Source organism: Parahoeflea halophila, from assembly GCF_900220985.1.
Classification (GTDB): Bacteria; Pseudomonadota; Alphaproteobacteria; order Rhizobiales; family Rhizobiaceae; genus Hoeflea; species Hoeflea halophila.
The window spans coordinates 1-23,506 of the sequence record NZ_OCPC01000002.1 but is presented as its reverse complement, the minus strand read 5'-3'; the positions used below and the strand labels follow the sequence as shown (position 1 = coordinate 23,506).

Annotated in this window: 20 protein-coding genes; 16 read left to right on the top strand and 4 right to left on the bottom strand. The window is 61.1% G+C overall.

From position 1 onward, the window contains the following. Positions 1–199: 199 nt before the first annotated feature. Complete coding sequence (secA, locus tag CRO46_RS07410) at positions 200–2,917, bottom strand: preprotein translocase subunit SecA (protein ID WP_097106629.1); 2,718 nt, start codon at positions 2,915–2,917, stop codon at positions 200–202. A gap of 252 nt (positions 2,918–3,169) precedes the next feature. Here secA and CRO46_RS07405 point away from each other — a divergent pair, with 252 nt between their 5' ends. The 6 genes from CRO46_RS07405 to CRO46_RS07380 all read left to right on the top strand — a co-directional run bounded on the left by CRO46_RS07405 (position 3,170) and on the right by CRO46_RS07380 (position 7,182). Next, entirely contained in the window at positions 3,170–4,030 is an 861-nt protein-coding gene (locus CRO46_RS07405) for a peptidylprolyl isomerase (protein WP_097106628.1), read from the top strand. Between the two features lie 45 nt (positions 4,031–4,075). Beyond that, positions 4,076–5,317 (top strand): bifunctional glutamate N-acetyltransferase/amino-acid acetyltransferase ArgJ, encoded by a 1,242-nt coding sequence (argJ, locus tag CRO46_RS07400; RefSeq protein WP_097106627.1) that lies wholly within the window; start codon positions 4,076–4,078, stop codon positions 5,315–5,317. 35 nt (positions 5,318–5,352) lie between these two features. Next, complete coding sequence (locus tag CRO46_RS07395; RefSeq protein ID WP_097107605.1) at positions 5,353–6,111, top strand: GNAT family N-acetyltransferase; 759 nt, start codon at positions 5,353–5,355, stop codon at positions 6,109–6,111. A 5-nt stretch (positions 6,112–6,116) separates the two neighbouring features. Then, complete coding sequence (mutT, locus tag CRO46_RS07390; RefSeq protein ID WP_097106625.1) at positions 6,117–6,524, top strand: 8-oxo-dGTP diphosphatase MutT; 408 nt, start codon at positions 6,117–6,119, stop codon at positions 6,522–6,524. Positions 6,525–6,643: 119 nt separating this feature from the next. After that, complete coding sequence (locus tag CRO46_RS07385) at positions 6,644–6,967, top strand: hypothetical protein (protein ID WP_097106624.1); 324 nt, start codon at positions 6,644–6,646, stop codon at positions 6,965–6,967. A 41-nt stretch (positions 6,968–7,008) separates the two neighbouring features. Beyond that, positions 7,009–7,182 carry a Flp family type IVb pilin gene (locus tag CRO46_RS07380; protein ID WP_097106622.1) on the top strand — a complete coding sequence of 58 codons (174 nt, stop codon included), beginning with the start codon at positions 7,009–7,011 and terminating at the stop codon, positions 7,180–7,182. A 14-nt stretch (positions 7,183–7,196) separates the two neighbouring features. Here CRO46_RS07380 and CRO46_RS07375 read toward each other — a convergent pair whose 3' ends face one another. Next, positions 7,197–8,081 carry a methyltransferase domain-containing protein gene (locus CRO46_RS07375; RefSeq protein ID WP_097106621.1) on the bottom strand — a complete coding sequence of 295 codons (885 nt, stop codon included), beginning with the start codon at positions 8,079–8,081 and terminating at the stop codon, positions 7,197–7,199. A 162-nt stretch (positions 8,082–8,243) separates the two neighbouring features. On the opposite strand from CRO46_RS07375, the gene CRO46_RS07370 reads away from it, so the two are divergent. The 4 genes from CRO46_RS07370 to CRO46_RS07355 are packed head-to-tail and all read left to right on the top strand — an operon-like array spanning position 8,244 to position 10,561. Beyond that, the gene (locus CRO46_RS07370; protein WP_097107603.1) at positions 8,244–8,963 is read left to right on the top strand and encodes a ComF family protein; all 720 of its coding nucleotides are present in this window, start codon (positions 8,244–8,246) and stop codon (positions 8,961–8,963) included. Between the two features lie 36 nt (positions 8,964–8,999). Then, a complete protein-coding gene (gene grxC, locus CRO46_RS07365; RefSeq protein ID WP_097106619.1) occupies positions 9,000–9,260 on the top strand; it encodes a glutaredoxin 3 in 261 nt (86 codons plus the stop codon). Positions 9,261–9,263: 3 nt separating this feature from the next. Then, positions 9,264–10,139, top strand: coding sequence for a carbon-nitrogen hydrolase family protein (locus CRO46_RS07360; protein WP_097106618.1), 876 nt, complete (start codon positions 9,264–9,266; stop codon positions 10,137–10,139). Continuing rightward, entirely contained in the window at positions 10,136–10,561 is a 426-nt protein-coding gene (locus CRO46_RS07355) for a DUF1178 family protein (RefSeq protein WP_097106616.1), read from the top strand. Before CRO46_RS07360 ends, CRO46_RS07355 begins: the two co-directional genes overlap by 4 nt. 75 nt (positions 10,562–10,636) lie before the next feature. Here the strand turns inward: CRO46_RS07355 and ubiG are convergent, their stop codons facing one another. Next, positions 10,637–11,389 (bottom strand): bifunctional 2-polyprenyl-6-hydroxyphenol methylase/3-demethylubiquinol 3-O-methyltransferase UbiG, encoded by a 753-nt coding sequence (gene ubiG, locus CRO46_RS07350; protein ID WP_097106614.1) that lies wholly within the window; start codon positions 11,387–11,389, stop codon positions 10,637–10,639. Between the two features lie 191 nt (positions 11,390–11,580). Here ubiG and CRO46_RS07345 point away from each other — a divergent pair, with 191 nt between their 5' ends. From CRO46_RS07345 to clpB, 6 genes are all read left to right on the top strand, one after another. Further along, positions 11,581–12,855, top strand: a complete 1,275-nt coding sequence (locus CRO46_RS07345) for an aspartate kinase (RefSeq protein WP_097106613.1) — start codon at positions 11,581–11,583, stop codon at positions 12,853–12,855. A gap of 94 nt (positions 12,856–12,949) precedes the next feature. Next, positions 12,950–15,211 carry a phosphoenolpyruvate--protein phosphotransferase gene (gene ptsP, locus CRO46_RS07340; protein ID WP_097106611.1) on the top strand — a complete coding sequence of 754 codons (2,262 nt, stop codon included), beginning with the start codon at positions 12,950–12,952 and terminating at the stop codon, positions 15,209–15,211. 8 nt (positions 15,212–15,219) lie between these two features. Further along, on the top strand, positions 15,220–16,305 hold the full coding sequence (gene prfA, locus CRO46_RS07335; protein WP_097106610.1) for a peptide chain release factor 1: 1,086 nt from the start codon (positions 15,220–15,222) through the stop codon (positions 16,303–16,305). Next, the gene (gene prmC / locus CRO46_RS07330) at positions 16,292–17,176 is read left to right on the top strand and encodes a peptide chain release factor N(5)-glutamine methyltransferase (RefSeq protein WP_244577815.1); all 885 of its coding nucleotides are present in this window, start codon (positions 16,292–16,294) and stop codon (positions 17,174–17,176) included. The genes prfA and prmC overlap by 14 nt, the downstream gene beginning before the upstream one ends. Before the next feature lie 316 nt (positions 17,177–17,492). Beyond that, on the top strand, positions 17,493–18,218 hold the full coding sequence (locus tag CRO46_RS07325) for a DUF4167 domain-containing protein (protein ID WP_097106608.1): 726 nt from the start codon (positions 17,493–17,495) through the stop codon (positions 18,216–18,218). A gap of 191 nt (positions 18,219–18,409) precedes the next feature. Next, complete coding sequence (clpB, locus tag CRO46_RS07320) at positions 18,410–21,037, top strand: ATP-dependent chaperone ClpB (protein ID WP_097106607.1); 2,628 nt, start codon at positions 18,410–18,412, stop codon at positions 21,035–21,037. A gap of 144 nt (positions 21,038–21,181) precedes the next feature. Here the strand turns inward: clpB and CRO46_RS07315 are convergent, their stop codons facing one another. After that, on the bottom strand, positions 21,182–23,128 hold the full coding sequence (locus tag CRO46_RS07315; RefSeq protein ID WP_097106606.1) for a M23 family metallopeptidase: 1,947 nt from the start codon (positions 23,126–23,128) through the stop codon (positions 21,182–21,184). Between the last annotated feature and the right edge of the window lie 378 nt (positions 23,129–23,506).

The following is a 23,506-nucleotide window of genomic DNA, read 5'->3' as shown; positions in this document are numbered from 1 at the left end:
CCACTCATTTCAACGGGCGGGATTGGTACACGCCGGCTTGGGCCGCGACCAGAACTCCTCAACCGTGCGTATGGTGGTCAGGGCAGACGCCCATGCGGCGCAATCCGATACCGCGTGTTCCGGCATCGAAATCCTCTTGGGCACAAAAAAGCCGGGATCGAAAACGACCCCGGCTTGATCGGTCTGCATGTGCCTGCGGTCAGAAAGCGCCGTGGCAGTGCTTGTACTTCTTGCCCGATCCGCACGGACAAGGCTCGTTGCGCCCGACCTTGCCCCAGGTGGACGGATCCTCAGGATCACGGTCTTCCGGGGCCACGATTCTGTTTGCCATTTCAAAATCCGTGCGCGCGAATTCATCATCTCCGGTCGATGCGTCGATGTGGTGAGCTTCCATGCCTTCGGGCAGTTCCGGCTCAGGTGTGGTCGCCGCTTCGCGCACGATCTCCACCCGCATCAGCTGGGTCATGACGGCCTGGCGCAGATTGGCGAGCAGGGCCTGGAAGAGTTCAAACGCCTCGGACTTGTACTCCTGGAGCGGATCGCGCTGTGCATAGCCGCGGAACCCCACAACCGAGCGGAGGTGATCGAGGTTGACCAGATGTTCGCGCCATAGATGGTCAAGTGTCTGAAGAACAATAGATTTTTCAACGTAGTTGACGACTTCTGGACCAAAGCGCTCGGCTCTTTCCCTGGCATGCTTGTCCGCGGCCTCGAGAATCCGGGTGTGAATGTCGTCTTCGGCAATTCCCTCTTCTGCGGCCCATTGCTCGATCGGCAGGTCGAGGTTGAGATAGGCCTGAACGTCCTTCTTGAGGTCGGCGACGTTCCACTGTTCGGCGTAGGCGCGCTCGGGAATGTGCAGCTTGACCAGGCCGTCGACCACTTCGTGGCGCATGTCCTCGATGGTCTCGGAAATGGATTCTGCGTCCATCAATTCCTTGCGCTGCTCGAAGACGACCTTGCGCTGGTCGTTCATCACGTCGTCGAACTTGAGCAGGTTCTTGCGGATATCGAAGTTGCGTGCCTCAACCTTCTTCTGGGCCCGCTCGAGGGCCTTGTTGATCCATGGATGGATGATCGGCTCTCCGTCCTTCAGGCCGAGCGTCTTGAGCATGCCGTCCATGCGTTCGGAGCCGAAGATCCGCATCAGGTCGTCCTGCAGGGAGAGGAAGAACTTGGAACGGCCCGGGTCTCCCTGACGGCCGGAACGGCCGCGCAACTGGTTGTCGATACGGCGGCTTTCGTGGCGTTCCGTGGCCAGCACGTAAAGGCCGCCGGCTGCCAGAGCCTCGTCCTTCAGAGCCTTTATATCCGCCCGAATGAGCTTTTCCTTTTCCTCGCGCTCCGGCCCCTCGGGCATGTCGCCGAGTTCCTGGGCAATGCGCATGTCGACATTGCCGCCGAGCTGGATATCGGTGCCGCGGCCGGCCATGTTGGTGGCGATGGTTACCGCGCCGGGAACACCGGCCTGGGAAACGATATAGGCTTCCTGCTCATGATAGCGGGCGTTGAGCACCTTGAAGTCCTCGACACCGGCCTTACGGAGCAGGTCGGCCAGAATCTCGGATTTCTCAATCGAGGTGGTGCCGACCAGAACCGGCTGCTTCTTTGCACGTGACTGCTTGATGTCGTCGATAATGGCCTGGTATTTTTCCTCGACGGTGCGATAGACCTCGTCATCTTCGTCGATACGGGCGATCGGAACATTGGTCGGCACTTCAACCACTTCCAGGCCGTAGATGTCGCCAAACTCCTCGGCTTCAGTGGAGGCCGTGCCGGTCATGCCGCCGAGCTTCGAATACATACGAAAGTAGTTCTGGAAGGTGATCGATGCCAGCGTCTGGTTCTCCGGCTGGATCTTGACGCCTTCCTTGGCTTCGAGTGCCTGGTGCTGACCTTCAGAGTAGCGGCGGCCCGGCATCATGCGGCCGGTAAACTCGTCGATGATGACGATCTCGTCATTGCGGACGATGTAATCCTTGTCGCGGGTGAACAGACGGTGGGCCTTGAGCGCATTGTTTATGTGGTGGACAACCGCGACGTTCTCCACATCGTAGAGCGATTCACCCTTGAGCATGTCGGCTTCGGCCAGCATGGCCTCCAGCTTCTCTGTACCGCTTTCGGTAAATGTGGCCGAACGCTGCTTCTCATCGATTTCGTAATCTTCGGGCTCGAGCTTCTGAATCAGCGCATCGATGCTGTTGTAGAGCTCCGAACGGTCATCGAGGGGACCGGAAATGATCAGCGGCGTGCGGGCCTCGTCGACGAGAATGGAGTCGACCTCATCGACGATGGCGTAGTTGTGTCCGCGCTGGACCATCTGGGCGCGGTCATACTTCATGTTGTCGCGCAGATAGTCGAAGCCAAGCTCGTTGTTGGTCGCATAGGTGATGTCGCAGGCATAGGCCTCACGGCGTTCGTTGTCGTCCATGCCGTGGGTGATGATGCCGGTGGTCAGACCAAGGAAGCCGTAGATCCGGGACATCCACTCGGCGTCGCGCCGGGCCAGGTAGTCGTTGACGGTGACGACGTGGACGCCGTTACCGGACAGGGCATTGAGATAGACCGGCAGGGTGGCGACCAGCGTCTTGCCTTCACCGGTCTTCATTTCGGCGATGGCGTTTTCGTTGAGGATCATGCCGCCAATCAGCTGGACGTCGAAGGGACGGAGGCCGATGGCGCGGCGGGCCGCTTCGCGCACGGTTGCAAAGGCAGGAACCAGAAGATCGTCGAGCTTGGTGCCGCCGGCAATCTGTTCCCGGAATTGAACCGTCCGGGCCGCCAGTTCGGCATCGCTGAGCCCGGCAAGCTCAGGTTCCAATGCATTGATTGCGTCAATTCTTGGCTGATAGGCCCTGATCCGGCGATCATTTGACGAACCGAAAATCTTGCGGGCGATAGCGCCGAACTTGACCATAACAATGGTCCTTTCTTGAGGCTGCACGGTCTGCAGTGATTAAACCTGTGCTGGCCTGCGACCGGTGGATCTATTGGAAATCGCTGTCCGGACTGCCTTCATCCCGTGAAAGCCGTCTGGACGGACGGATGGCTGACAGATAAGAGGGGGGTCGAACGATGTCAACGGCGGCAAAGACCGTCTCAAGGTCGCCAAAATTCGAGAGCACTTGGGTGGCCATCCCCAACAAGCTTTATAATGAAAGGTCCAACCATGCGCCTATCGCAGCTCGCAGCCACACTCTTCCTGAGTTCTGTCGCATTCCTGCCGATTCACAGCCAGGCCGCCGATGAGGCAGACCCGGTGGTGGCAACGGTCGCGGGAGTTGACATTCATGAATCGGAACTGACGCTGGCGGAAGGGGACCTGGACCCCCAGTTCGCCCGCCTTCCCGACCAGCAGCGGCGTGTCGCGGCGCTTGCAGCCGTCATCGACATCAAGACGCTCGCGCGCAAGGCTGAAGCCGAGAAACTCGACCAGACCGATGAATTCAAGCGGCTGATGGCATTCCAGCGTGACCGTGCCCTGCACAATGCCCTTTTCAAGTCGGAGGTTGTCGATCCGGTCAGCGATGCCGATCTCAAGGCGCGCTACGAGAAGGAAATCGCAGCGGTTCCGGCCGAGGAGGAGGTCAGCGCCCGTCATATCCTCCTTGAGACGGAAGAGGCTGCAAAGGCGGTTATTGCCGAGCTGGATGCGGGCAAGGACTTTGCCGAACTGGCCAAGGAGAAGTCGACCGGCCCGAGCGCCGCACAAGGCGGCGATCTCGGCTTCTTCACCAAGGGCCGCATGGTTCCCGAATTTGAAGCCGTGGCTTTCACGCTCCAGGCCGGCGAATATGCCAAGGAGCCGGTGAAAACCCAGTTCGGATGGCACGTCATCAAGGTTGAGGACCGCCGGGAAGCTGCCCCGCCGGCTTTCGAACAGGTGTCAGACCAGGTCCGCCAGGTGGTGATGCGCGAACGCTATGGCGAGCTAATTCGTGCCGCCCGTGACGAGACCGAGATCAAGGTGCTCGATCCCGAGCTCAAGGAAGCCTACGACGCAGTCAGCCAGCAACAACAGCAGGAATAGGTCAGCCGCTTCCGGCAGGCCTGCCCGCATTCGAGGATTGCTTTCATGCCCACCGACATTTCGCCTCTGGCTCCCAAGTCCTATGCCGAACTGCCGCCGGTTACGGGTGTGCGGATCGAAACGGCCGCGGCCGGGATCAAGTACAAAGACCGTACCGATGTCATGCTGATGGTGTTCGACAAGCCGGCGGCTGTGGCCGGGGTCTTCACCACGTCGAAATGCCCCTCCGCTCCCGTCGATTTCTGCCGGTCGAACCTGACGGGTGGCAGGGCGAGGGCGCTGGTGGTCAATTCTGGCAATGCCAATGCCTTCACCGGCCAGAAAGGCCGCGCGGCCACCGAGCTGACCGCAAAGTCGGCCGCTGCCGCGGTCGGATGCAGCCAGGACGAAGTCTTCCTGGCGTCGACCGGTGTTATCGGCGAGCCGCTGGATGCGGGCAAGTTTGCCACGGTTCTGGATCAGATGGCGGCGTCGGCCAGCGGTGACCGCTGGCTCGACGCGGCGCGGGCGATCATGACCACCGACACCTATCCGAAGGTGGCGACGCGAACGGCGCAGATCGACGGCGTAACTGTAACACTTAACGGTATGGCGAAGGGCGCGGGCATGATTGCGCCCGACATGGCGACGATGCTGTCCTTCATCGTCACCGATGCGGCAATCGATCCGTCCGCTTTGCAGGCGATGCTGAGCCGGCATGTCGGCTCGACATTCAATGCGGTGACCGTCGACAGTGACACCTCGACATCGGATACGCTGTTGGTTTTCGCAACCGGCGCTGCCGGCGAGCATGGAGCGGGAACCATACATTCTGCTTCGGACCCGCAGGCGCGGAGTTTTTCAAAGGCTCTGGCGGATTTGATGGAAGATCTCGCCATACAGATCGTGCGCGATGGCGAAGGCGCGCGCAAGCAGGTCGAGATCACGGTGACCGGAGCGGCCTCGGCCAAGGCCGCCGGGCGGATTGCCCGCTCGATTGCCAATTCCCCGCTGGTCAAGACAGCCGTTGCCGGTGAAGATGCCAATTGGGGCCGGATCGTCATGGCGGTCGGCAAGGCCGGCGAGAAGGCCGAACGCGACAAGCTGGCGATCTGGTTCGGCGATGTGCGGGTTGCCGTCGATGGCGAACGTGATCCGGATTACAGTGAAGCTGCAGCATCCGAAGTGATGAAGCAGGAAGAGATCGCCATCCGGGTGGACCTTGGTATCGGGCGCGGCAAGGCGCGTGTCTTCACCTGCGACCTGACCAAGGCCTATGTCGAGATCAACGGTGACTATCGCAGTTGAGCGGCGCACCGGCAAACAACAACGCAGGATCAGACTTGCCGAACCTAGCAATCGTCAGAAGGCTTGAAGCCGTCGGATTCCGCGCCTGGCCGGCCGCTTCGATCCAGTATGACGGCAGTTGGCAGATTCGCCTGACTGCCGGTCATCCGTCAAAGCGGCTGAATTCGGTCAATCCGCTCGATCCGTCCGACCACGACGACATCGAAGGCAGGGTGGAGCGCGCCGCGCGCCGATTCGGTTCCTATGACCGGCCACTGGTGTTCAGGCAATCGCCACTGGCGCCACCCCCGCTTGAGGCCTATCTGGACGCGCTCGGCTGGCGCCGCTTCGACGAAACCATCGTCATGACCGGTGCGATCGAAAGCCTGGATATCGATCACGGCATGGACCATCTGCCGATGCGCGATGTCGGGCGCTATGTCGATGCTTCGATTGCCGTGCATGGCCGCGAACAGTCCCTCAAGCCGGGATTGACCGAGGTCCTGAGCGCAATACGACCACCCAGCGGATTGTTCGTGCTCGAGGAGGAGACAACCGGTCCGGTGTCGACGGCCTTGTGCGTCCATGACAACGACCTTGCGGGACTGTTCGAACTGGCAACAAGGGCAGACAAGCGGCGGTCAGGTTACGGCCGTGACGTGGTGACAGCCGCGTTACGCTGGGCCCGCCATCGCGGCGCGGAAACAGCCTGGTTGCAGGTCGAAAGCGCAAATACTGCAGCGGTGGCCCTGTATAAAGGGCTCGGTTTCGGCGAGGTCTATCGCTACGCCTACCGCCAGAAGCCGGGATACTGATTTCAATGAGCGACAAGAAAATCCTGCTGGTTGCCGCCTGTGCGCTGGTTGACGCCGACGGACGGGTGCTTCTGACCCAGCGGCCCGAAGGCAAGAAACTGGCCGGGCTGTGGGAATTTCCCGGCGGAAAAGTGGAGCCTGGCGAGACACCGGAAGCGGCCCTGATCCGCGAACTGGCCGAGGAAGTGGGCATCACGACCAAGGAAGCGTGCCTGGCGCCGCTGACATTCGCGAGTTACAGCTACGACGAGTTTCACCTGCTGATGCCGCTTTTCGTCTGCCGCCGGTTTGAAGGAACCGCCCGTGGCCTTGAGAGCCAGGCTTTGAAGTGGGTTCGCCCCCGGGACATGCGAAATTACCCGATGCCACCCGCCGATGAGCCTTTGATCCCCTACCTCATCGACCTGTTGTGAGGTGAAACCTGCAAGCCCCGCCATCCCGGATCTTGTGGGTAGCGTTAATAGAACTTCAATTCACTTGCAGCACTATCAGCTTCTGTAGCGGACCTGGAAAGGTTCTCAGTGGAGGCGTTATGGCCAACGAAGAGTTCTGGACGACAGTGATGGACAGGGATGGGCAGGACAGGCAGCCGAGGCAGTTCGGCGCAGTGCGGGTGGCCCTTCTGTTCGGAACTGCAGCAATTGCAATGGCGGCCATTCTGCCACCCATTCTTGTAGAGAAATCGCCTTCGGCGCGGGTGGCCTGGGCGCCGGAACAGTTTGACAACATCACCACCGGGTCAATTCCGGCGCGCGCGAAAACCACATCCTACACTGTTCGTAAATCAATCCTGCAGGACAATCCGGGCGCATTGTGCATCATTCGAAGCAACGGCAAGAAGTCGGGCGACTGCTGAGCGGCCCTTCCTGGCAACGCAAACGGAAACGGAATTAGGTCATGAAATCCTTGTTTTGCAGGTTCGTCGAAGACAGGTCGGGTGTAACCGCGATCGAGTATGGGCTCATCGCAGCCTTGATCGCGACGCTGCTTATCAGTGGCGCCACGGTTCTTGGCGAGGCCCTGAACGCGCGGATGGACGGCACCGCAACCCAACTCAAGGACTCCATGTAGGTTGTCCGCAGGACCTAGCGGGGCAGTTTCCGCTCGGGCGTTTTCAGCGCGTCGGCAAGACGGGTCGTCGCGGAGCCAGGCTTGAGCGGTTTCTGCTGATTTTCGTGCGGCGCCCATCCGGACAGGTGGATGATAGAAAAGCTGGCCCGGATGCGGCCGTCAGGGTCGGAGAACCGCTCCGCATAGATCTCAGCCGCCCGGAGAAAGATCTGCCGGTTGAGCGGTTTGCGGCTTCTCCCGTTCAAGACCGAAGTCATGCCCATGGCGCGAAGATCCCGCAAAAGAGCAAACATATCTGCATATCTGACGACGATTTCGTCAATGTCGACCACGGGTAAGGCGAAACCCGCACGCTGCAGCAAGGCCCCGTAGTCCCGGATATCGGCAAAGGGATGAACCCGTGCATTGGCGCCGCCGGTCAGTTCGCTTTCCGCCGCAAGCAGGGATTCGCGCAATTCGCCAAGCGTGCCTGCACCCGGGCTAGCAGCAAGTAGAAGCCCGTCCGGCTTCAGTGAGCGACGCAGCTGCACCAGCACACCAGGTGTATCATTGGTGACATGCAGCGCCAGGGGTGAGACCAGCAGATCGGCGCTGGCAGGTTCCAGCGGCACGTAATCGGGTTCGGCAAGCGCCTGCCGGCTTGCATCGACGCCGGGGACCGGGCACAGATCGACATATTTGAAATCGGCCGTCTTGCCGATTGCCCGCATTTGATCGGCCGTATGGGACAAGCCGCCATGCACCAGCACCGGGTACTCGAAATGTCGCTCGACCACGGCGAGCCGGTCCGTCATGTCCTCGGCGACGCGCCGCACAAGGAAATCCGCACCCGCCTCAAGGCCGGCCAATGCGCGCAAGCGGCGCCGGCGCAACAAGTCGTGATCAAAGATTTGGTCCATGATCGAAGTCCAAGGGTCGGTTTCGGGGCGGCAGCTGCTGCTGCCCGGGTCTGGCTCGCTTGTTGGATTAAACGGCGTTAAAGTCAACCGATGGACGAAATTGACGCATCGGATTTCAGGCACCGGGTGAAGGCAGGGTTCGGGGCTGCCCCAGCTGGTCTGATGCGGCTGGTCTACCCGCCGGTCTGTTCGGGGTGCGGGATCATGGTGGGGCAGGCGGCAGCCCTGTGCTCCGCCTGCTGGTCGACGGTCCGGTTCATCGAGCGGCCCTATTGCGAGATCACCGGACTGCCCTTCGATCATGACCGTGGTGAGGGCCTGGTTTCGCCCGAAGCGATTGCCCATCCGCCGCTCTACGCACGAGCGCGGGCAGCCGTGTTTCACGATGGCGTGGCCCGCAGGATCGTTCATGGCCTGAAATACTCGGACCGCGCCGACCTTGCCGCAATGATGGCCGCCTGGATGATCCGCGCAGGACGGGATGCTGTCGACGACAGCGATGTCATCATTGCTGTACCCTTGCATCGCGGCAGGTTGTTTGCGCGGCGTTACAACCAGTCGGCGGAGCTGGGACGGGCCGTTGCGGTTCTCTCGGGCAAGCCTTTCCTGCCGGGCGTGATGCGCAGGGTGCGGGCCACGCGGCAGCAGGTTGGCCTGGGGTTGAAGGCGAGGCAGGACAATGTCCGGGGGGCGTTCTCGATCGCGCCGGAACAGGGGCAGCGCTTGCTTGGCCTCAAGGTGCTGTTGATCGATGATGTGCTGACCACCGGCTCAACCGTGGAGGCGGCGACCCGCGCCTTGCTGCGTGCCGGTGCGGCCCAGGTCAATGTGCTGACTTTTGCTAGGGTTGCAAGCCCGGGCGAGGAAACCCTATATGCCTGAGAGGCCGAGAAGGCAGAGAGATAATCGGAGACCTGTATGGCAGACGTAATCATCTACACACGGCAGTTTTGCGGATTTTGCACCGCGGCCAAACGGTTGCTTGACACAAAGGGTGTGCGCTACACCGAACACGACGCCACGTTTTCTCCCGATCTGAAGCAGGAGATGATCGGAAAGGCCAATGGCCGGGCAACATTTCCGCAGATCTTCATAGACGGTGTCCATGTCGGCGGTTGCGACGAACTGCATGCCCTGGACAATGCCGGCAAGCTTGACCCGATGCTGACGGGAGCGTGAACCATGGGTGAACTGGTCGTCGCTGCCGTTCAGATGCGTTCGGGCGTGATGCCCGAAGCAAACATCCAGTCCATGGAAGCACTGGTGCGTGAAGCTGCGGCGCGGGGCGCGCGCTACGTGCAGACGCCTGAGATGACCGGTGCCGTGCAGAAAGACCGCAAGGGTCTTCTCAGTGTACTCAGAACCCAGGAGGACGATCCGGTGCTGAAGGCAGCGGCGTCGCTTGCCAGCGAGCTTGGCATCTATCTCCACATCGGCTCGACCGCGATCGAAGTGGGCCAGGAGATGACGGCCAATCGCGGTGCGGTGTTCGGCCCCGACGGGGCACTTCTTGCCAGTTATGACAAGATCCACATGTTCGACGTAGATCTCGACAATGGCGAGAGCTGGCGCGAAAGTGCTGTCTACCGGCCTGGTGAGGTTGCCCGCACGGTTGACCTCGACGGAGCGCGGCTGGGAATGGGTATCTGCTATGATATCCGCTTCCCGCATCTATTTCGCGACCTCGCACTGGCCGGAGCCGACATCCTTACTGCACCTGCCGCCTTCACCCGCCAGACGGGAGAGGCACATTGGCATGTGCTGCAGCGTGCCAGGGCGATCGAGAACGGAGCTTTCGTGATCTCGGCGGCTCAGGGCGGCGTGCACGAGGACGGGCGCGAAACCTATGGCCACTCGCTGATCGTCGATCCCTGGGGACGGGTGATCGCGGAAGCCAGGGGCGATGAGCCCGGCGTCATTGTCGCCAGCCTCGCACTAAATGAGGTCAAGGCTGCACGGGGCAAGGTTCCCAATCTGAAGAATGCCCGCAGCTACCGCGTTGAAAACGGCATGCAGCCGGCATCAGGCAAGACAGAGACAGGAGAGAGGGTGGCGTGATCCGCTTTTCTTTGCATTGCGACAAGGAACACGAATTCGAGGCATGGTTTTCCTCGAGCAAGGATTTTGACGGACAGGCCGAGCGCGGATTGGTCGAATGCCCGATATGCGGCTCGCGCCAGATCGGCAAGTCACTGATGGCACCGGCCGTTACAGTATCCAGAGACACATCAGCGCGGCCGCTGGCGATGGATCCGGAAAGACGCGAGATGATGCGTAAGCTGCGGGAGATGGTGCAGGCCGTCAGACAGAACTCTGAAGATGTCGGCGACCGGTTTGCCGACGAGGCGCGCAAGATCCACCATGGCGAGGCCGAGGCGCGTGGGATCATCGGCAAGGCGACCGCGGACGACGCGAAGTCGCTGATCGAGGACGGCATCGACATTGCGCCGTTGCCGGAGTTACCAGACGATTTGAGCTGAGATGCGCGCGGCCGGAACTCGTGTCGCCAGGTCTGATTTCGGCCAGCACGTGGCCCGGCTTGATGCGCCCGAGGTTCAAACCGTCTTGGGGCGCTCCAGCAGCATCATGTAATTGACGTCCATGTCGCGGGACAGGTTCCACTGATCCTGCAGGGGATTGTAGAACACCCCGGTACGGTCGGTGACATTCATTCCCGCTGCATTCAGCGGGGTCTCGATTTCTTCCGGACGCACCAGCTTTTCATACTGATGGGTGCCGCGCGGCAGCCAGCGCAGCACGTACTCCGCCCCGATGATCGCCAGCGCCCGGGCTTTCATGGTCCGGTTGATGGTGGCGACAAACATCAGCCCACCGGGTTTGACCATCTCGGCGCAGGAGTTGAGAAACAGATCGACATCGGAGACATGCTCGACAACTTCCATGTTGAGCACGACGTCGAAGCGTTCGCCGCGGGCGGCCAGTTCTTCCGACGTCACGGCCTCGTAGCTGACTTCGACGCCGCTCTGGGCTGCGTGGATAGACGCAACCTCGACATTGGTCTGCGATGCATCGGCGCCCAGCACCTCGGCGCCCATGCGCGCCATGGGCTCGGACAACAGCCCTCCACCGCAGCCGATATCAAGCAGCCGCAAGCCAGCCAGTGGCTTGTCGGATTTCGGGTCGCGGCCGAAATGTGCGGCGACATGGTCGCGGATATAAGTCAGGCGCACCGGATTGAATTTGTGCAGCGGGCGGAATTTGCCTTTCGGGTTCCACCATTCCGCCGCCAGGGCCGAAAACCGCGCGACTTCATCCTGATCGATTGTAGTCTGGGCAGCTTCGGTCATAATGCTCTCCGGTGTTGGATCTTATCCAGACAACTCGGGCGTGGGTCCCGGGTTGTCAAGAGTTGGCTATGTCGCATCAGCGATCCGGTTGCAGCCGGACAGATTATTGGCTAAGAGATCGCCACCTTCCGCTCCGGTCTCCGGGGCGGTTTTTCTTGCCCGGTTTCGGGCTTGTCAGCGGATGATACAGCATGGCCCGCATAGTGATGAAATTTGGCGGCACTTCGGTGGCCGACCTTGACCGGATCCACAATGTCGCCCGGCATGTCAAACGTGAGGTGGATGCCGGACATGAAGTGGCTGTGGTGGTGTCGGCCATGGCCGGCAAGACCAACGAGCTGGTGAACTGGGTTCAGCAGATGCCGAAGGTCGCTGGCGCCAACGCTTCTTTCTACGATGCGCGTGAATATGACACCATCGTCGCATCGGGCGAGCAGGTGTCCAGCGGATTGCTGGCCATCGCGCTGCAATCGATGGGTGTGGATGCCCGCTCCTGGCAGGGCTGGCAGATCCCAATCAAGACCGACAATGCCCATGCTGCGGCGCGCATTGTCGACATTGATGGATCGGAACTGATCCGCCGTTTCGGGATGGGGCAGGTGGCCGTCGTGGCAGGTTTCCAGGGTGTCGGCCCCGACAACCGCGTGGCAACACTCGGACGCGGCGGTTCGGACACCAGCGCGGTGGCGATCGCGGCTGCGGTGAATGCCGACCGGTGCGATATCTATACCGATGTGGATGGCGTATACACGACCGACCCACGGGTTGAGCCGAAAGCGCGGCGGATGAAAAAGATCGCGTTCGAGGAAATGCTGGAAATGGCATCTCTCGGCGCCAAGGTGCTGCAGGTGCGGTCGGTCGAGCTGGCCATGGTGCACAAGGTCAGAACCTTCGTGCGTTCGAGCTTTGACGACCCGGATGCGCCAGGAATGGGGGATCTGCTCAATCCGCCCGGAACTCTTATTTGCGACGAGGAAGAAATCGTGGAACAGGAAGTCGTTACCGGCATTGCCTACGCCAAGGATGAAGCGCAGATTTCCCTGAGACGGCTTGCTGACCGTCCTGGCGTTTCGGCGGCGATCTTTGGCCCGCTTGCAGATGCTCACATCAATGTCGACATGATCGTGCAGAACATATCCGAAGACGGATCGCGCACCGACATGACCTTTACAGTGCCATCCGGCGATGCCGACAAGGCGCTTGCAGTGCTTGAGGGCCAGAAGCAGGTGGTCGGTTACGATGTGGTTCAGAGCGAATCAGGCCTGGCCAAGGTTTCCGTCATCGGTATCGGTATGCGCAGCCACGCCGGGGTGGCCGCAACCGCGTTCAAGGCGCTTGCAGAAAAATCTATCAATATCAAGGCTATAACAACTTCTGAAATCAAGATTTCCATCCTGATTGACGGCGCTTATGCCGAGCTTGCGGTCAGGACTTTGCATTCCGTCTACGGTCTGGATAAGACTTAACCAACGGGATCAAGTTAAACGGCAAAAGCCGACCATTGCCAGCCGGCCGGGACAACTTCCGGGCGGGTCACACGAATTGGGAGAGTGAAGCGCGATGAGAGACCTTTCCGCAGGTCCGCGCGTCCTTCTCAGGCGGCTGCGCGAATTGATGGCGGAGCCCCTTGAGCCGCAGGAGCGCCTTGATCAGATTGTCCGCCAGATCGCGGCCAACATGGTTGCCGAAGTGTGCTCTTTTTACGTGCTTCGCGCCGATGGGGCGCTGGAGCTTTTTGCCACCGAAGGCCTGAACAAGGATTCGGTGCACCACGCGCAGCTGAAGATGGGGCAGGGGCTTGTCGGCACGATTGCGGCCAGTGCCCGGTCTCTCAATCTCTCCGATGCGCAGTCGCATCCTGCTTTTACCTACCTGCCGGAAACCGGTGAGGAGGTCTACAATTCCTTCATGGGGGTTCCGATCCTCAGGGCGGGCCGGTCGCTGGGTGTTCTCGTGGTGCAGAACAAGGCGCACCGGAAATACCGTGACGACGAGGTCGAGGCGCTCGAAACCACATCGATGGTGCTTGCCGAGATGATCGCTGCGGGTGAGCTCAAGCAGATCGTCCGGCCCGGGCTGGAGCTTGACCTCAACCGTCCGGTGACGATCGAGGGTGATGCCTATGGCGACGGCATCGGACTTGGCCATGTGATTCTGCATGAGCCCCGCATCGTGGTCACCGAGCTCCTCAATGACGATATCGACGCCGAACTCGAGCGGCTCGAAGAGGCTTTGGGATCGCTGCGCATATCCATCGACAACATGCTGTCGCGGCGTGATGTGTCGATGGAAGGGGAACACCGGGCTGTTCTCGAAGCCTACCGGATGTTCGCCCATGACCGCGGCTGGGTTCGCAAGCTTGAAGAAGCGATCCGCAACGGGCTGACCTGCGAAGCTGCGGTGGAGAAGGTGCAGAGCGACACACGCGCGCGCATGATCCACATGACCGACCCCTATCTGCGCGAACGGCTGCATGATTTCGATGATCTCGCCAACCGGCTGCTCCGGCAGCTGACCGGATTCGTGCCGGGCGGCAAGGGTCTGCCGCAGGATGCAATCATCGTGGCGCGCGCCATGGGCGCTGCAGAACTGCTGGATTATCCGCGCGAAGCAATCCGCGGCCTCGTGCTCGAGGAGGGCGCGGTGACAAGCCATGTGGTGATCGTTGCCCGCGCAATGGGAATACCGGTCGTCGGACAGGTGACCGGCATCGCCTCACTCGCTGAAAATCGGGACTCCATCATCGTTGATGGCGAGGATGGAGTCGTGCATCTCCGGCCGATGACGGACGTTCAGGATGCCTATGCCGACAAGGTCCGCTTCAGAGCAAAGCGGCAGGAGCAGTTCCGGGCGTTGCGCACGGTCGAGCCGAGAACACGGGATGGTCAGTACATCACCCTGCAGATGAATGCCGGCCTGCTGGTCGATCTTCCGCAACTGAGTGATTCAGGCGCCAGCGGCATCGGGCTGTTCCGGACCGAGTTGCAATTCATGATCGCCTCGACGATGCCCAAGGCCGATGAGCAGGAAAGCCTCTACCGCAGCGTGCTGCGGCAGGCCGCCGACAGTCCGGTGACCTTCCGGACTCTTGATATTGGTGGCGACAAGGTCGTGCCCTATTTCCGCTCCGCCGAAGAGGAAAACCCGGCTCTCGGGTGGCGTGCTGTCCGGCTGTCGCTGGACCGGCCTGGCCTGCTGCGGACCCAGTTGAGGGCACTCCTGAAGGCGGCTGCCGGCGCCGAGCTCAAGCTGATGCTGCCGATGATCACCGAGGTCAACGAGCTCCGGCTGGCGCGTGAACTGCTCAACAAGGAAGTCCGCCACCTTTCCCGCTTCGGATATCAGTTGCCGAAGAGCCTGCAGTTCGGGGCCATGCTCGAGGTGCCAAGTCTCCTGTGGCAACTCGATGAACTGATGGAGGAAGTGGATTTCGTCTCCGTCGGCTCCAACGATCTGTTTCAGTTCATGATGGCGGTGGATCGTGGCAATTCACGGGTCTCCGACAGGTTCGACCCTCTCGGCCGCCCGTTCCTGCGCGTGCTCAGACAGATTGTCGATGCGGCGAACCGCACCAACACATCGCTGACCCTTTGTGGCGAGATTGCCGGCAAACCGCTCTCTGCCATGGCGCTTCTGGGTATCGGGTTCCGCAATATCTCGATGTCGCCTGCGGCAATCGGGCCGGTCAAGTCGATGCTGCTGTCACTCGATCTGGGCAAGCTTGAGGAAGCGCTGCTGCCGATGATTGCCGATAAGCGTAGCGAGAAAACTGTTCGCGAATTCCTGACCGATTTCGCCGACGCCAATGGCGTGAGCCTGTAGGATCAAACATGGCGCGATTGCCGACCCAAAAAATACGTGAACTCGAACGGCGTTTCGGTGAGGTGGAGGCCCGCATGTCGGCGGGGCCGGATGCGGATACCTATGTGAAACTGGCATCCGAATATTCCGAACTGCAGCCACTTGTCGGCGAAATTCGCGAACTGGCGAAAGCCGAGGCCGAGCGTGCCGATCTGATGGCGATGCTGGCCGACAGTTCGACCGACCGCGAAATGCGGGAGATGGCGGATGAAGAGCTGAAGGCACTCAAGGCAAAGATCGAGAAGCTGGAGCAGCAGATCGAGATCATGCTTTTGCCCAAGGACGCGGCCGACGAACGCAGCGCCATCGTCGAAATTCGTGCCGGTACGGGCGGTTCGGAGGCGGCACTGTTCGCCGGTGACCTCTTCCGCATGTATGAGCGCTATGCCTCATCGCAGGGATGGCGCGTCGAGGTGCTGTCGGCGAGCGAAGGCGAAGCCGGCGGGTACAAGGAGATCATTGCCACCGTCTCAGGCAAGGGTGTGTTCGCACGGCTGAAATTCGAATCCGGTGTGCACCGGGTCCAGCGGGTGCCTGAAACCGAGTCTGGTGGTCGCATCCACACTTCGGCGGCGACCGTGGCGGTCTTGCCGGAAGCGGAAGACATCGATATCGAGGTGCGCCCGGAAGATATCCGGATCGATACGATGCGAGCATCCGGTGCCGGCGGCCAGCACGTCAACACCACCGATTCAGCGGTGCGTATCACCCATATTCCGACCGGACTGGTGGTGACGTCTTCGGAAAAATCCCAGCACCAGAACCGGGCCCGGGCAATGCAGGTACTCAGGGCGCGCCTTTATGATATGGAACGGCAGAAGGCCGATGAGGAGCGTTCGCAGTCGCGGCGCAGCCAAGTTGGCTCGGGGGACCGGTCGGAACGGATCCGGACCTACAATTTCCCGCAGGGCAGGGTGACCGACCACCGGATCAATCTTACCCTCTACAAGCTTGACCGAATGATGATGGGCGAGATCGACGAGATTGTGGATGCCCTGATTTCCGATCATCAGGCCGGCCTGCTGGCGACCCTGGGCACTTATGACCAAGCCTGACCAGGCAAGGACAACCAGCCTGGGTGAAGCCTGGCTTGCGATGCGCGCCGCGTTTCGGTCAGCCGGACTTGAGAGCGCCGATCTTGATGCCCGATTGCTGGTGGCCAATCTTGCCGGGGTGGAACCGCATCAGCTGGCGACGGCGGGCGAGATGGTGCTGACGCAGAGCATTCAGGATCGATTGGGCAAGGCGCTGCAGAAACGGCTGGACGGAATGCCCGTACACCGCATTCTGGGTTCGCGGGAATTTTACGGGCTCAAGCTGGGACTGTCCCCGGCAACGCTCGAGCCACGCCCGGATACCGAAACCCTGGTTGAATCGGTACTACCGCTGATGCGCGAAATTTCGGATGCAAAGGGAAGCTGTTCAATCGTCGATCTGGGCATCGGGACCGGCGCCATCGGCCTGGCGCTGGTTGCGGAGTGCCCCCACGCGCGATGCCTCGGTATCGATGTGTCGGCACAGGCCGTGGCGACCGCCCGCGAAAATGCCGAAGCACTTGGACTTGCAGGGCGTTACACTGCGACCACGGGGAACTGGCTCACCGGCATCGAATCCCGATTTGACCTGATCGTCTCCAATCCGCCCTATATCCCGACAGCCGACCTGGCTTCGTTGGCGCGGGACGTCATCGAACATGATCCGGTGCTGGCGCTCGATGGCGGTCCGGACGGGCTCGCGGCCTACAGGCTGATCGCAGCACAGTCAGGAAGCCGGCTGGAGAAGGACGGATACCTGGCGTTGGAGATCGGAATTGGGCAAAGCCCGGCGGTGACTGCGATTTTCCACGCGAGTAGGTTTGATCGCATTGGAGTTTTTGCCGATCTTGGAGGCGTCGACCGGGTGCTGGTGTTCAAACCGCGGGCGTGACCAATGGTGCCGGAAAAGGGCATTTCACCGCATCTTCAAGAAAAGGCTTGGAATTGCAGGCAAATATGTCTAGTTTCCCGATCAGCGCCGGATAGCAAGTCTTGAAACAGATTCGATCCGCAGTGGCTCGGCTCTCAGAACCCACAAAATTTGACGTCGGTTCGCAGGAAAGCCTCTGGCGCGGGTATCTGAATTTGAACCCATAATGGTGACGGGATCCGTGGATGATCCTTTGTCGCGGCGCAACCTGCGAGCCAGATCTTCTGGCCAAAGCGCCCAACAGATTTTTTCAGGAAAACAACCAGGTGACTATCGAATGAGGCCAGGACAGCAAAACAAGCGCGGTCGCGGACGCAGCGGAAACAACAATAATGGCGGGGGCAACCGCAAGGGCCAGAACCCGCTTTCGCGCTCCTATGACAGCTCCGGTCCCGACGTAAAGATTCGCGGAACCGCCCAGCACGTGGCGGAAAAATACATGAACCTTGCCCGCGATGCGCAAAGTTCCGGCGACCGGGTGATGGCCGAGAACTACCTGCAGCATGCAGAGCATTATAATCGGATCATCCTGACCGCTCAGGCGCAGATGCAAGAGCGCTTCCAGCGTGACGACAACCAGTCGCAGGCCCGCGAGTCGCAAGATCAGAATGATGACGATCGCGATACCGATGACGGCAATGACACCAACAGCAATTCGCAGGACCAGCGTTCCGAGCAGCAGGGCCGCCCGGAGCGTCAGTCCCGGCAGGACCGGGGCGAACGCAACGACCGCCAGGAGCGGGGTGAGCGCCAGGACCGCAAACCGCGCCCGGAGCCAAAGCAAAAGGCTGCCTATGATGCGGATGCACCTCAGCCGGTGATCGAAGGGGTTCCCGCCGAAGTCGCGATCGGAGAAGGCGCGTCTGACGAAGAAGCCGTCGCCAAGCCTGCGCCGCGCCGCCGCGGCCGGCCGAAGAGGGTGCGGGCGGAAGACAATAGCGAGGCTGCTTCAAGTTCTTCTGACGAGCAAGCGGCCGCTGCCGAACCGGCCGCTGCCGAGTAAGTGCAGATCTTTCGACTGATGACAAAACCCCGGTTGTTCCCAGCCGGGGTTTTTTATTGCGCAGCTTGGCCTTTATCGCCCAACCGTGAATACCCATATCAGGTGCATCAAACGGGCTTGCCGCTTACGGGAGCTCATCCGGACCCGCTGTCCCGCGCCGCTACAGGGCGGGACATGTAAAGGAGTAGACCATGAATATCGAAAAATACTCGGAACGCGTTCGCGGCTTCATCCAGTCGGCGCAATCCTATGCGCTGGCCGAAGGCCACCAGCAGTTCATGCCCGAGCACCTGCTCAAGGTGCTGATGGACGACGACCAAGGCATGGCGTCATCCCTGATCGAACGCGCCGGCGGCAGGCCAGCCGATGTTCGGCTTGCCAATGACGCGGCGATTGCGAAACTGCCAAAGGTCTCTGGCGGCAACGGCCAGCTTTATCTCTCGCAGCCCGTGGCCAAGGTGTTTCAGTCCGCCGAAGACGCCTCAAAGAAGGCCGGGGACAGCTTTGTCACGGTCGAACGTTTGCTTCTGGCTCTTGTGATCGAAGCGTCCTCTGAAACCTCGAAGATCCTGAAGAATGCCGGTGTGACGGCGCAGGCCCTGAACCAGACCATCAATGATATCCGCAAGGGCCGGACGGCGGACAGCGCCGGCGCCGAACAGGGCTTCGATGCCTTGAAGAAATACGCTCGCGACCTGACAGAGGCTGCGCGCGAAGGCAAGCTCGACCCGGTGATCGGCCGGGACGATGAAATCCGCCGCACAATCCAGGTGCTGTCGCGCCGGACCAAGAACAACCCTGTGCTGATCGGTGAACCCGGCGTGGGCAAGACCGCAATCGCGGAAGGCCTGGCACTCCGGATCGTCAATGGCGACGTGCCCGAATCGCTCAAGGACAAGCAGTTGATGGCGCTCGACATGGGCGCGCTGATCGCCGGGGCCAAGTACCGGGGCGAGTTCGAGGAACGGCTGAAGGCGGTGTTGTCGGAAATTCAGGCCAACAATGGCGAAATCATCCTGTTTATCGATGAGATGCACACGCTGGTCGGCGCCGGCAAGTCGGATGGGGCGATGGACGCCTCCAACCTGCTCAAGCCCGCGCTGGCGCGTGGCGAGCTGCACTGCGTCGGGGCCACCACGCTGGATGAATACCGCAAGCATGTGGAGAAAGATCCAGCGCTCGCCCGGCGGTTTCAGCCGGTGATGGTGGAGGAGCCGACTGTGGAGGACACAGTCTCGATCCTGCGCGGACTGAAGGAAAAATACGAGCAGCACCACATGGTGCGGATCAGCGACTCGGCCTTGGTGTCGGCGGCCGTGCTCTCCAACCGTTACATCACCGACCGGTTCATGCCGGACAAGGCGATTGACCTGGTGGACGAATCGGCGGCGCGGTTGAGGATGCAGGTTGATTCCAAGCCGGAGGAGCTCGACGAGCTCGACCGCCGCATCATGCAGCTGAAGATCGAGCGTGAGGCCTTGAAGAAGGAGACCGACCAGGCTTCGAAAGACAGGCTCGAGCGGCTCGACAAGGAGCTCTCGGACATCGAGGAAAAGTCTGCTGCAATGACGGCCCGGTGGCAGTCTGAGAAGCAGAAACTGGGCATGGCTGCAGAGCTGAAGCTGAAGCTGGAAGAGGCGCGCAACGAGCTTGCCATTGCCCAGCGCAACGGCGAGTACCAGCGTGCTGGTGAACTGGCCTATGCGGAGATTCCCGCGCTTGAGCGCCAGATCACGGAAGCCGAGGCGCATGAAGAAAGCGGGACGGCCGGAATGGTCGAGGAGACGGTGACGCCTGATCACATCGCCCATATCGTCTCGCGCTGGACCGGGATCCCGGTCGACCGGATGCTGGAAGGCGAGCGCGACAAGCTGCTCAGAATGGAAGACGAGATCGGCAAGCGCGTCGTTGGCCAGGGTGAAGCGGTTCAGGCCGTGTCGAAGGCTGTTCGCCGCGGGCGTGCGGGCCTGCAGGATCCGAACCGGCCGATGGGCTCGTTCATCTTTCTCGGGCCGACGGGTGTCGGCAAGACCGAGCTCACCAAGGCCCTCGCCGAGTTCCTGTTCGATGACGAGACCGCGCTGATTCGGATGGACATGTCCGAGTACATGGAGAAGCACTCGGTCTCGCGTCTGATCGGCGCGCCTCCCGGCTATGTTGGCTACGACGAAGGCGGGGCGCTGACCGAATCGGTGCGGCGCAGGCCTTACCAGGTGATTTTGTTCGATGAGATCGAAAAGGCGCATCCCGACGTCTTCAACGTGTTGTTGCAGGTGCTCGACGACGGCCGCCTGACCGATGGTCAGGGCCGGACGGTCGACTTCCGCAACACGCTGATCGTGATGACGTCGAACCTGGGGTCGGAATACCTGGCTGCACTTACCGACGATCAGGACGCGGATGCAGTGCGCGACGACGTGATGAACGTCGTGCGGTCGTCGTTCCGACCGGAATTTCTCAACCGGATCGACGAGATCATCCTGTTCCACCGCCTGCGGCGCTCTGAAATGGGCGCGATCGTCGACATCCAGCTTTCCCGGCTCGGCAAGCTGCTGGTCGACCGCAAGATCGATGTGTCGCTCGACGAGGAGGCGCGGAACTGGCTTGCCGACAAGGGCTATGATCCAGCCTATGGCGCGCGTCCCCTCAAGCGGGTGGTGCAGAAATACGTGCAGGATCCGCTGGCTGAAAAGATCCTGCTGGGCGAGGTCGGCGAAGGCAGTCACGTGTCTGTCGGCGCAGGCTCGGACCGGCTGGTGTTTTCGGTCTCGGCTGAAACGCCCTCCGATACCGACGATCAGCCGGGCGAAGCCGCCTGACTGACGAAAAGCGCGAAAAGCGGGCATGAAAGGCGGGTCTTCGGGCCCGCCTTTTCCATTTGGCAGGACGGCTGGAAACGCGCCCGTCGCGACGCCGGCCAAGTGCCCGGGGCGGGACCGGCATGACTCACCGGCGGGCCTGGACTACCGGCTGGCAACTTCCCTGTCGGCGCTCTTTATGTCGAGCAAAGCGTTGATACGGTCGCGCTCGCGGGCAAACATCGCATAGGCCTCTCCCTTGAGCGACTTGCCGTCAGGAAGTCGAATCCGCATCGGATCGACCTTGTTGCCGTTGACGATCAGTTCGTAGTGCAGATGCGGGCCGGTCGACAGGCCGGTCGAGCCGACGGTTCCGATCACCTGTCCCTGTCGCACCTTGGCGCCGGGGCTGACCCCCTTGGCGATCGAATTCTGGTGCGAATAGCTGGATTTGTAACCGTTGGCGTGACGGATGATGGTCTGGCGTCCATAGCCGCCCGAATCCCAGCCGGCCTTCTCGACCACGCCGTTGCCGGAGGCGATGATCGGCGTTCCCCTCGGCGCGGACCAGTCGACGCCCGTATGCATGCGGGAATATTTCAGGATCGGGTGACGGCGCATGCCGAAGCCGGAGCGGAACTTGCCGTTGGGCACCGGATTGCGCAACAGGAACTGTCTGGCGCTGCGGCCCTCCTCGTCATAGTAGTCGATGGAGTTGTCTTCCGGATGCTGGAAGCGGTAGAGCCGGATCGTATTGCCGCCGAACCTGGCGTTGACAAAGAGGAGCTCGGAGTCTTCCGTCGCGATGCCGCTGTCGTCGGCAACGGAAAAGAAGGCTTCGAGCGTGTCGGATGGACGCAGCTGGGACTGGAAGTCGACACTGCTGGCCAGCATACGGATGACCTGCCCGACCATGTCTTCGGACATGCCGTAAAGCAGCGCAGACCGGTAGATCCCATCATAGATGTTGGGCAGGTCACGGGCGGTCGCCACGGGGGCGGTCTCGTCAAATGCCGACCGGACCGCGGGCGTCGGCGGCGGTTCGTTGCCGATGATGAAGCCGTTGTAATCCGACAGCGCCACGGTGATCATGTGGCTGGAGTTGTGGTAAACGCTTACACGAATGATCCGTGCCGTCTCGCCGGACTGCTCGATACCGACGCGAATGACAGCCTGGGCGGGGATCTTCTCGATCTTTATCTGCCGTGACAGGGCTACCAGAGCCGCTTCATATTGCTGCGCCAAATAGCCTGCGCCATCCAGGATATCGGACAGGGCCGCGGCCTTGCGCACCGGTATGATGTCATCAACATAGTCGACGCGTTCGAACGTCTGCGGCGAGTAGGATGCCACGGAAACATTTTCGGCAATGACGCGGGCGTTGAGGCTGGCGCTGAAATCAAGTTCCAGACGGTTCGAACCAAAGCGGCGCGGATCGACATAGTTGAGCGAGGCGAACTGCACTGAGCCGTCGGTCAATACCGAGCCGTTGGTGCGGACGGTTTCCTCGGCCTCGTCCAGGGTCATCGACGCGGCGAACGGATGCCCCGGTGCCTCGAGCGGGAAGTCGACCGAGCGCAGGCTGATTTCCGAATCGACCTCGGCGCCGTAGATCACGCCGGTGCGCACACTGGAGCCCGCCTCGTCCTCGCCGGCTGAGAATATCTTGAGCGGGTTGAATTCCGGATAGGACTTGGCGGTGGCATTGGGATGGTTGGCGGCAAGCGCAATCTTGACGTGGGCAAAGGGCTGGCGCCGGACCACGTCGCGGTCGCCGTCGCGAACCATGGTGGAGACTTCCATGACGCTCTTGTCGGCCGGTTTGGCGGTGACGACCGACTGGATCAGGCGCGCGCCCTTCTCGACCGCGGCAAGGCCGCCGGCATTCAGATCTGTCGATGCCAGTGCCTCGGCGGGAATGGCCAGCTGTTCACGGCCTTCCATGGCGCCAAACAGGGCCACACCCATCAACAGGCTGGAGGTGATGCCAGTCATGAAGGTGCCCGACAGCCAGCGCAGCGAAATCTCGCGCTTGTCCGGGGGCTTGCGGCCGCCGGCCAGCAGCGGCGGTTGATCGCCCATCTGCCGTGCAAGAAAATCGTCGTTTGGCATTCGTCCTCCGGGTGGAACGTGCTGGTCTGTCCCTCTGCTCAGGCCTGTGTCACCAGTCCCGGAGCAGATGTGCCCTGCACCGGGCCATGTGTCAAATCGAAGTCGGCAAACACGCCGTTGCCTGCTGAAGCACTCACCCCTACCGGGGCGCCGCGCGGCCTTCCCAAACCTTGTAGGTCGAATTCCGGCGGCTGTATGGCAGAAAGGGCGGAAAAAGGCGCTTTATATATACACGAGACATCCATCAGCTGCCCGACGGAAAAGGTTCCAGAAAAAAATGAGAAAAATTCGATTTTGTTGAAAAAGAGTGTTGACTCATTTGGTGGGGTGCCCCTATAACCCGCTCACACAACGAGGGCGGCGCGCCGCTGGCGCCAA

Coding starts and splice junctions, on each gene's coding strand:
- secA (WP_097106629.1), bottom strand. CDS start 2,917: ATGGTCAAGTTCGGCGCTATCGCCCGCAAGATTTTCGGTTCGTCAAAT.
- CRO46_RS07405 (WP_097106628.1), top strand. CDS start 3,170: ATGCGCCTATCGCAGCTCGCAGCCACACTCTTCCTGAGTTCTGTCGCA.
- argJ (WP_097106627.1), top strand. CDS start 4,076: ATGCCCACCGACATTTCGCCTCTGGCTCCCAAGTCCTATGCCGAACTG.
- mutT (WP_097106625.1), top strand. CDS start 6,117: ATGAGCGACAAGAAAATCCTGCTGGTTGCCGCCTGTGCGCTGGTTGAC.
- CRO46_RS07385 (WP_097106624.1), top strand. CDS start 6,644: ATGGCCAACGAAGAGTTCTGGACGACAGTGATGGACAGGGATGGGCAG.
- CRO46_RS07380 (WP_097106622.1), top strand. CDS start 7,009: ATGAAATCCTTGTTTTGCAGGTTCGTCGAAGACAGGTCGGGTGTAACC.
- CRO46_RS07375 (WP_097106621.1), bottom strand. CDS start 8,081: ATGGACCAAATCTTTGATCACGACTTGTTGCGCCGGCGCCGCTTGCGC.
- CRO46_RS07370 (WP_097107603.1), top strand. CDS start 8,244: ATGCGGCTGGTCTACCCGCCGGTCTGTTCGGGGTGCGGGATCATGGTG.
- grxC (WP_097106619.1), top strand. CDS start 9,000: ATGGCAGACGTAATCATCTACACACGGCAGTTTTGCGGATTTTGCACC.
- CRO46_RS07360 (WP_097106618.1), top strand. CDS start 9,264: ATGGGTGAACTGGTCGTCGCTGCCGTTCAGATGCGTTCGGGCGTGATG.
- ubiG (WP_097106614.1), bottom strand. CDS start 11,389: ATGACCGAAGCTGCCCAGACTACAATCGATCAGGATGAAGTCGCGCGG.
- CRO46_RS07345 (WP_097106613.1), top strand. CDS start 11,581: ATGGCCCGCATAGTGATGAAATTTGGCGGCACTTCGGTGGCCGACCTT.
- ptsP (WP_097106611.1), top strand. CDS start 12,950: ATGAGAGACCTTTCCGCAGGTCCGCGCGTCCTTCTCAGGCGGCTGCGC.
- prfA (WP_097106610.1), top strand. CDS start 15,220: ATGGCGCGATTGCCGACCCAAAAAATACGTGAACTCGAACGGCGTTTC.
- prmC (WP_244577815.1), top strand. CDS start 16,292: ATGACCAAGCCTGACCAGGCAAGGACAACCAGCCTGGGTGAAGCCTGG.
- CRO46_RS07325 (WP_097106608.1), top strand. CDS start 17,493: ATGAGGCCAGGACAGCAAAACAAGCGCGGTCGCGGACGCAGCGGAAAC.
- clpB (WP_097106607.1), top strand. CDS start 18,410: ATGAATATCGAAAAATACTCGGAACGCGTTCGCGGCTTCATCCAGTCG.
- CRO46_RS07315 (WP_097106606.1), bottom strand. CDS start 23,128: ATGCCAAACGACGATTTTCTTGCACGGCAGATGGGCGATCAACCGCCG.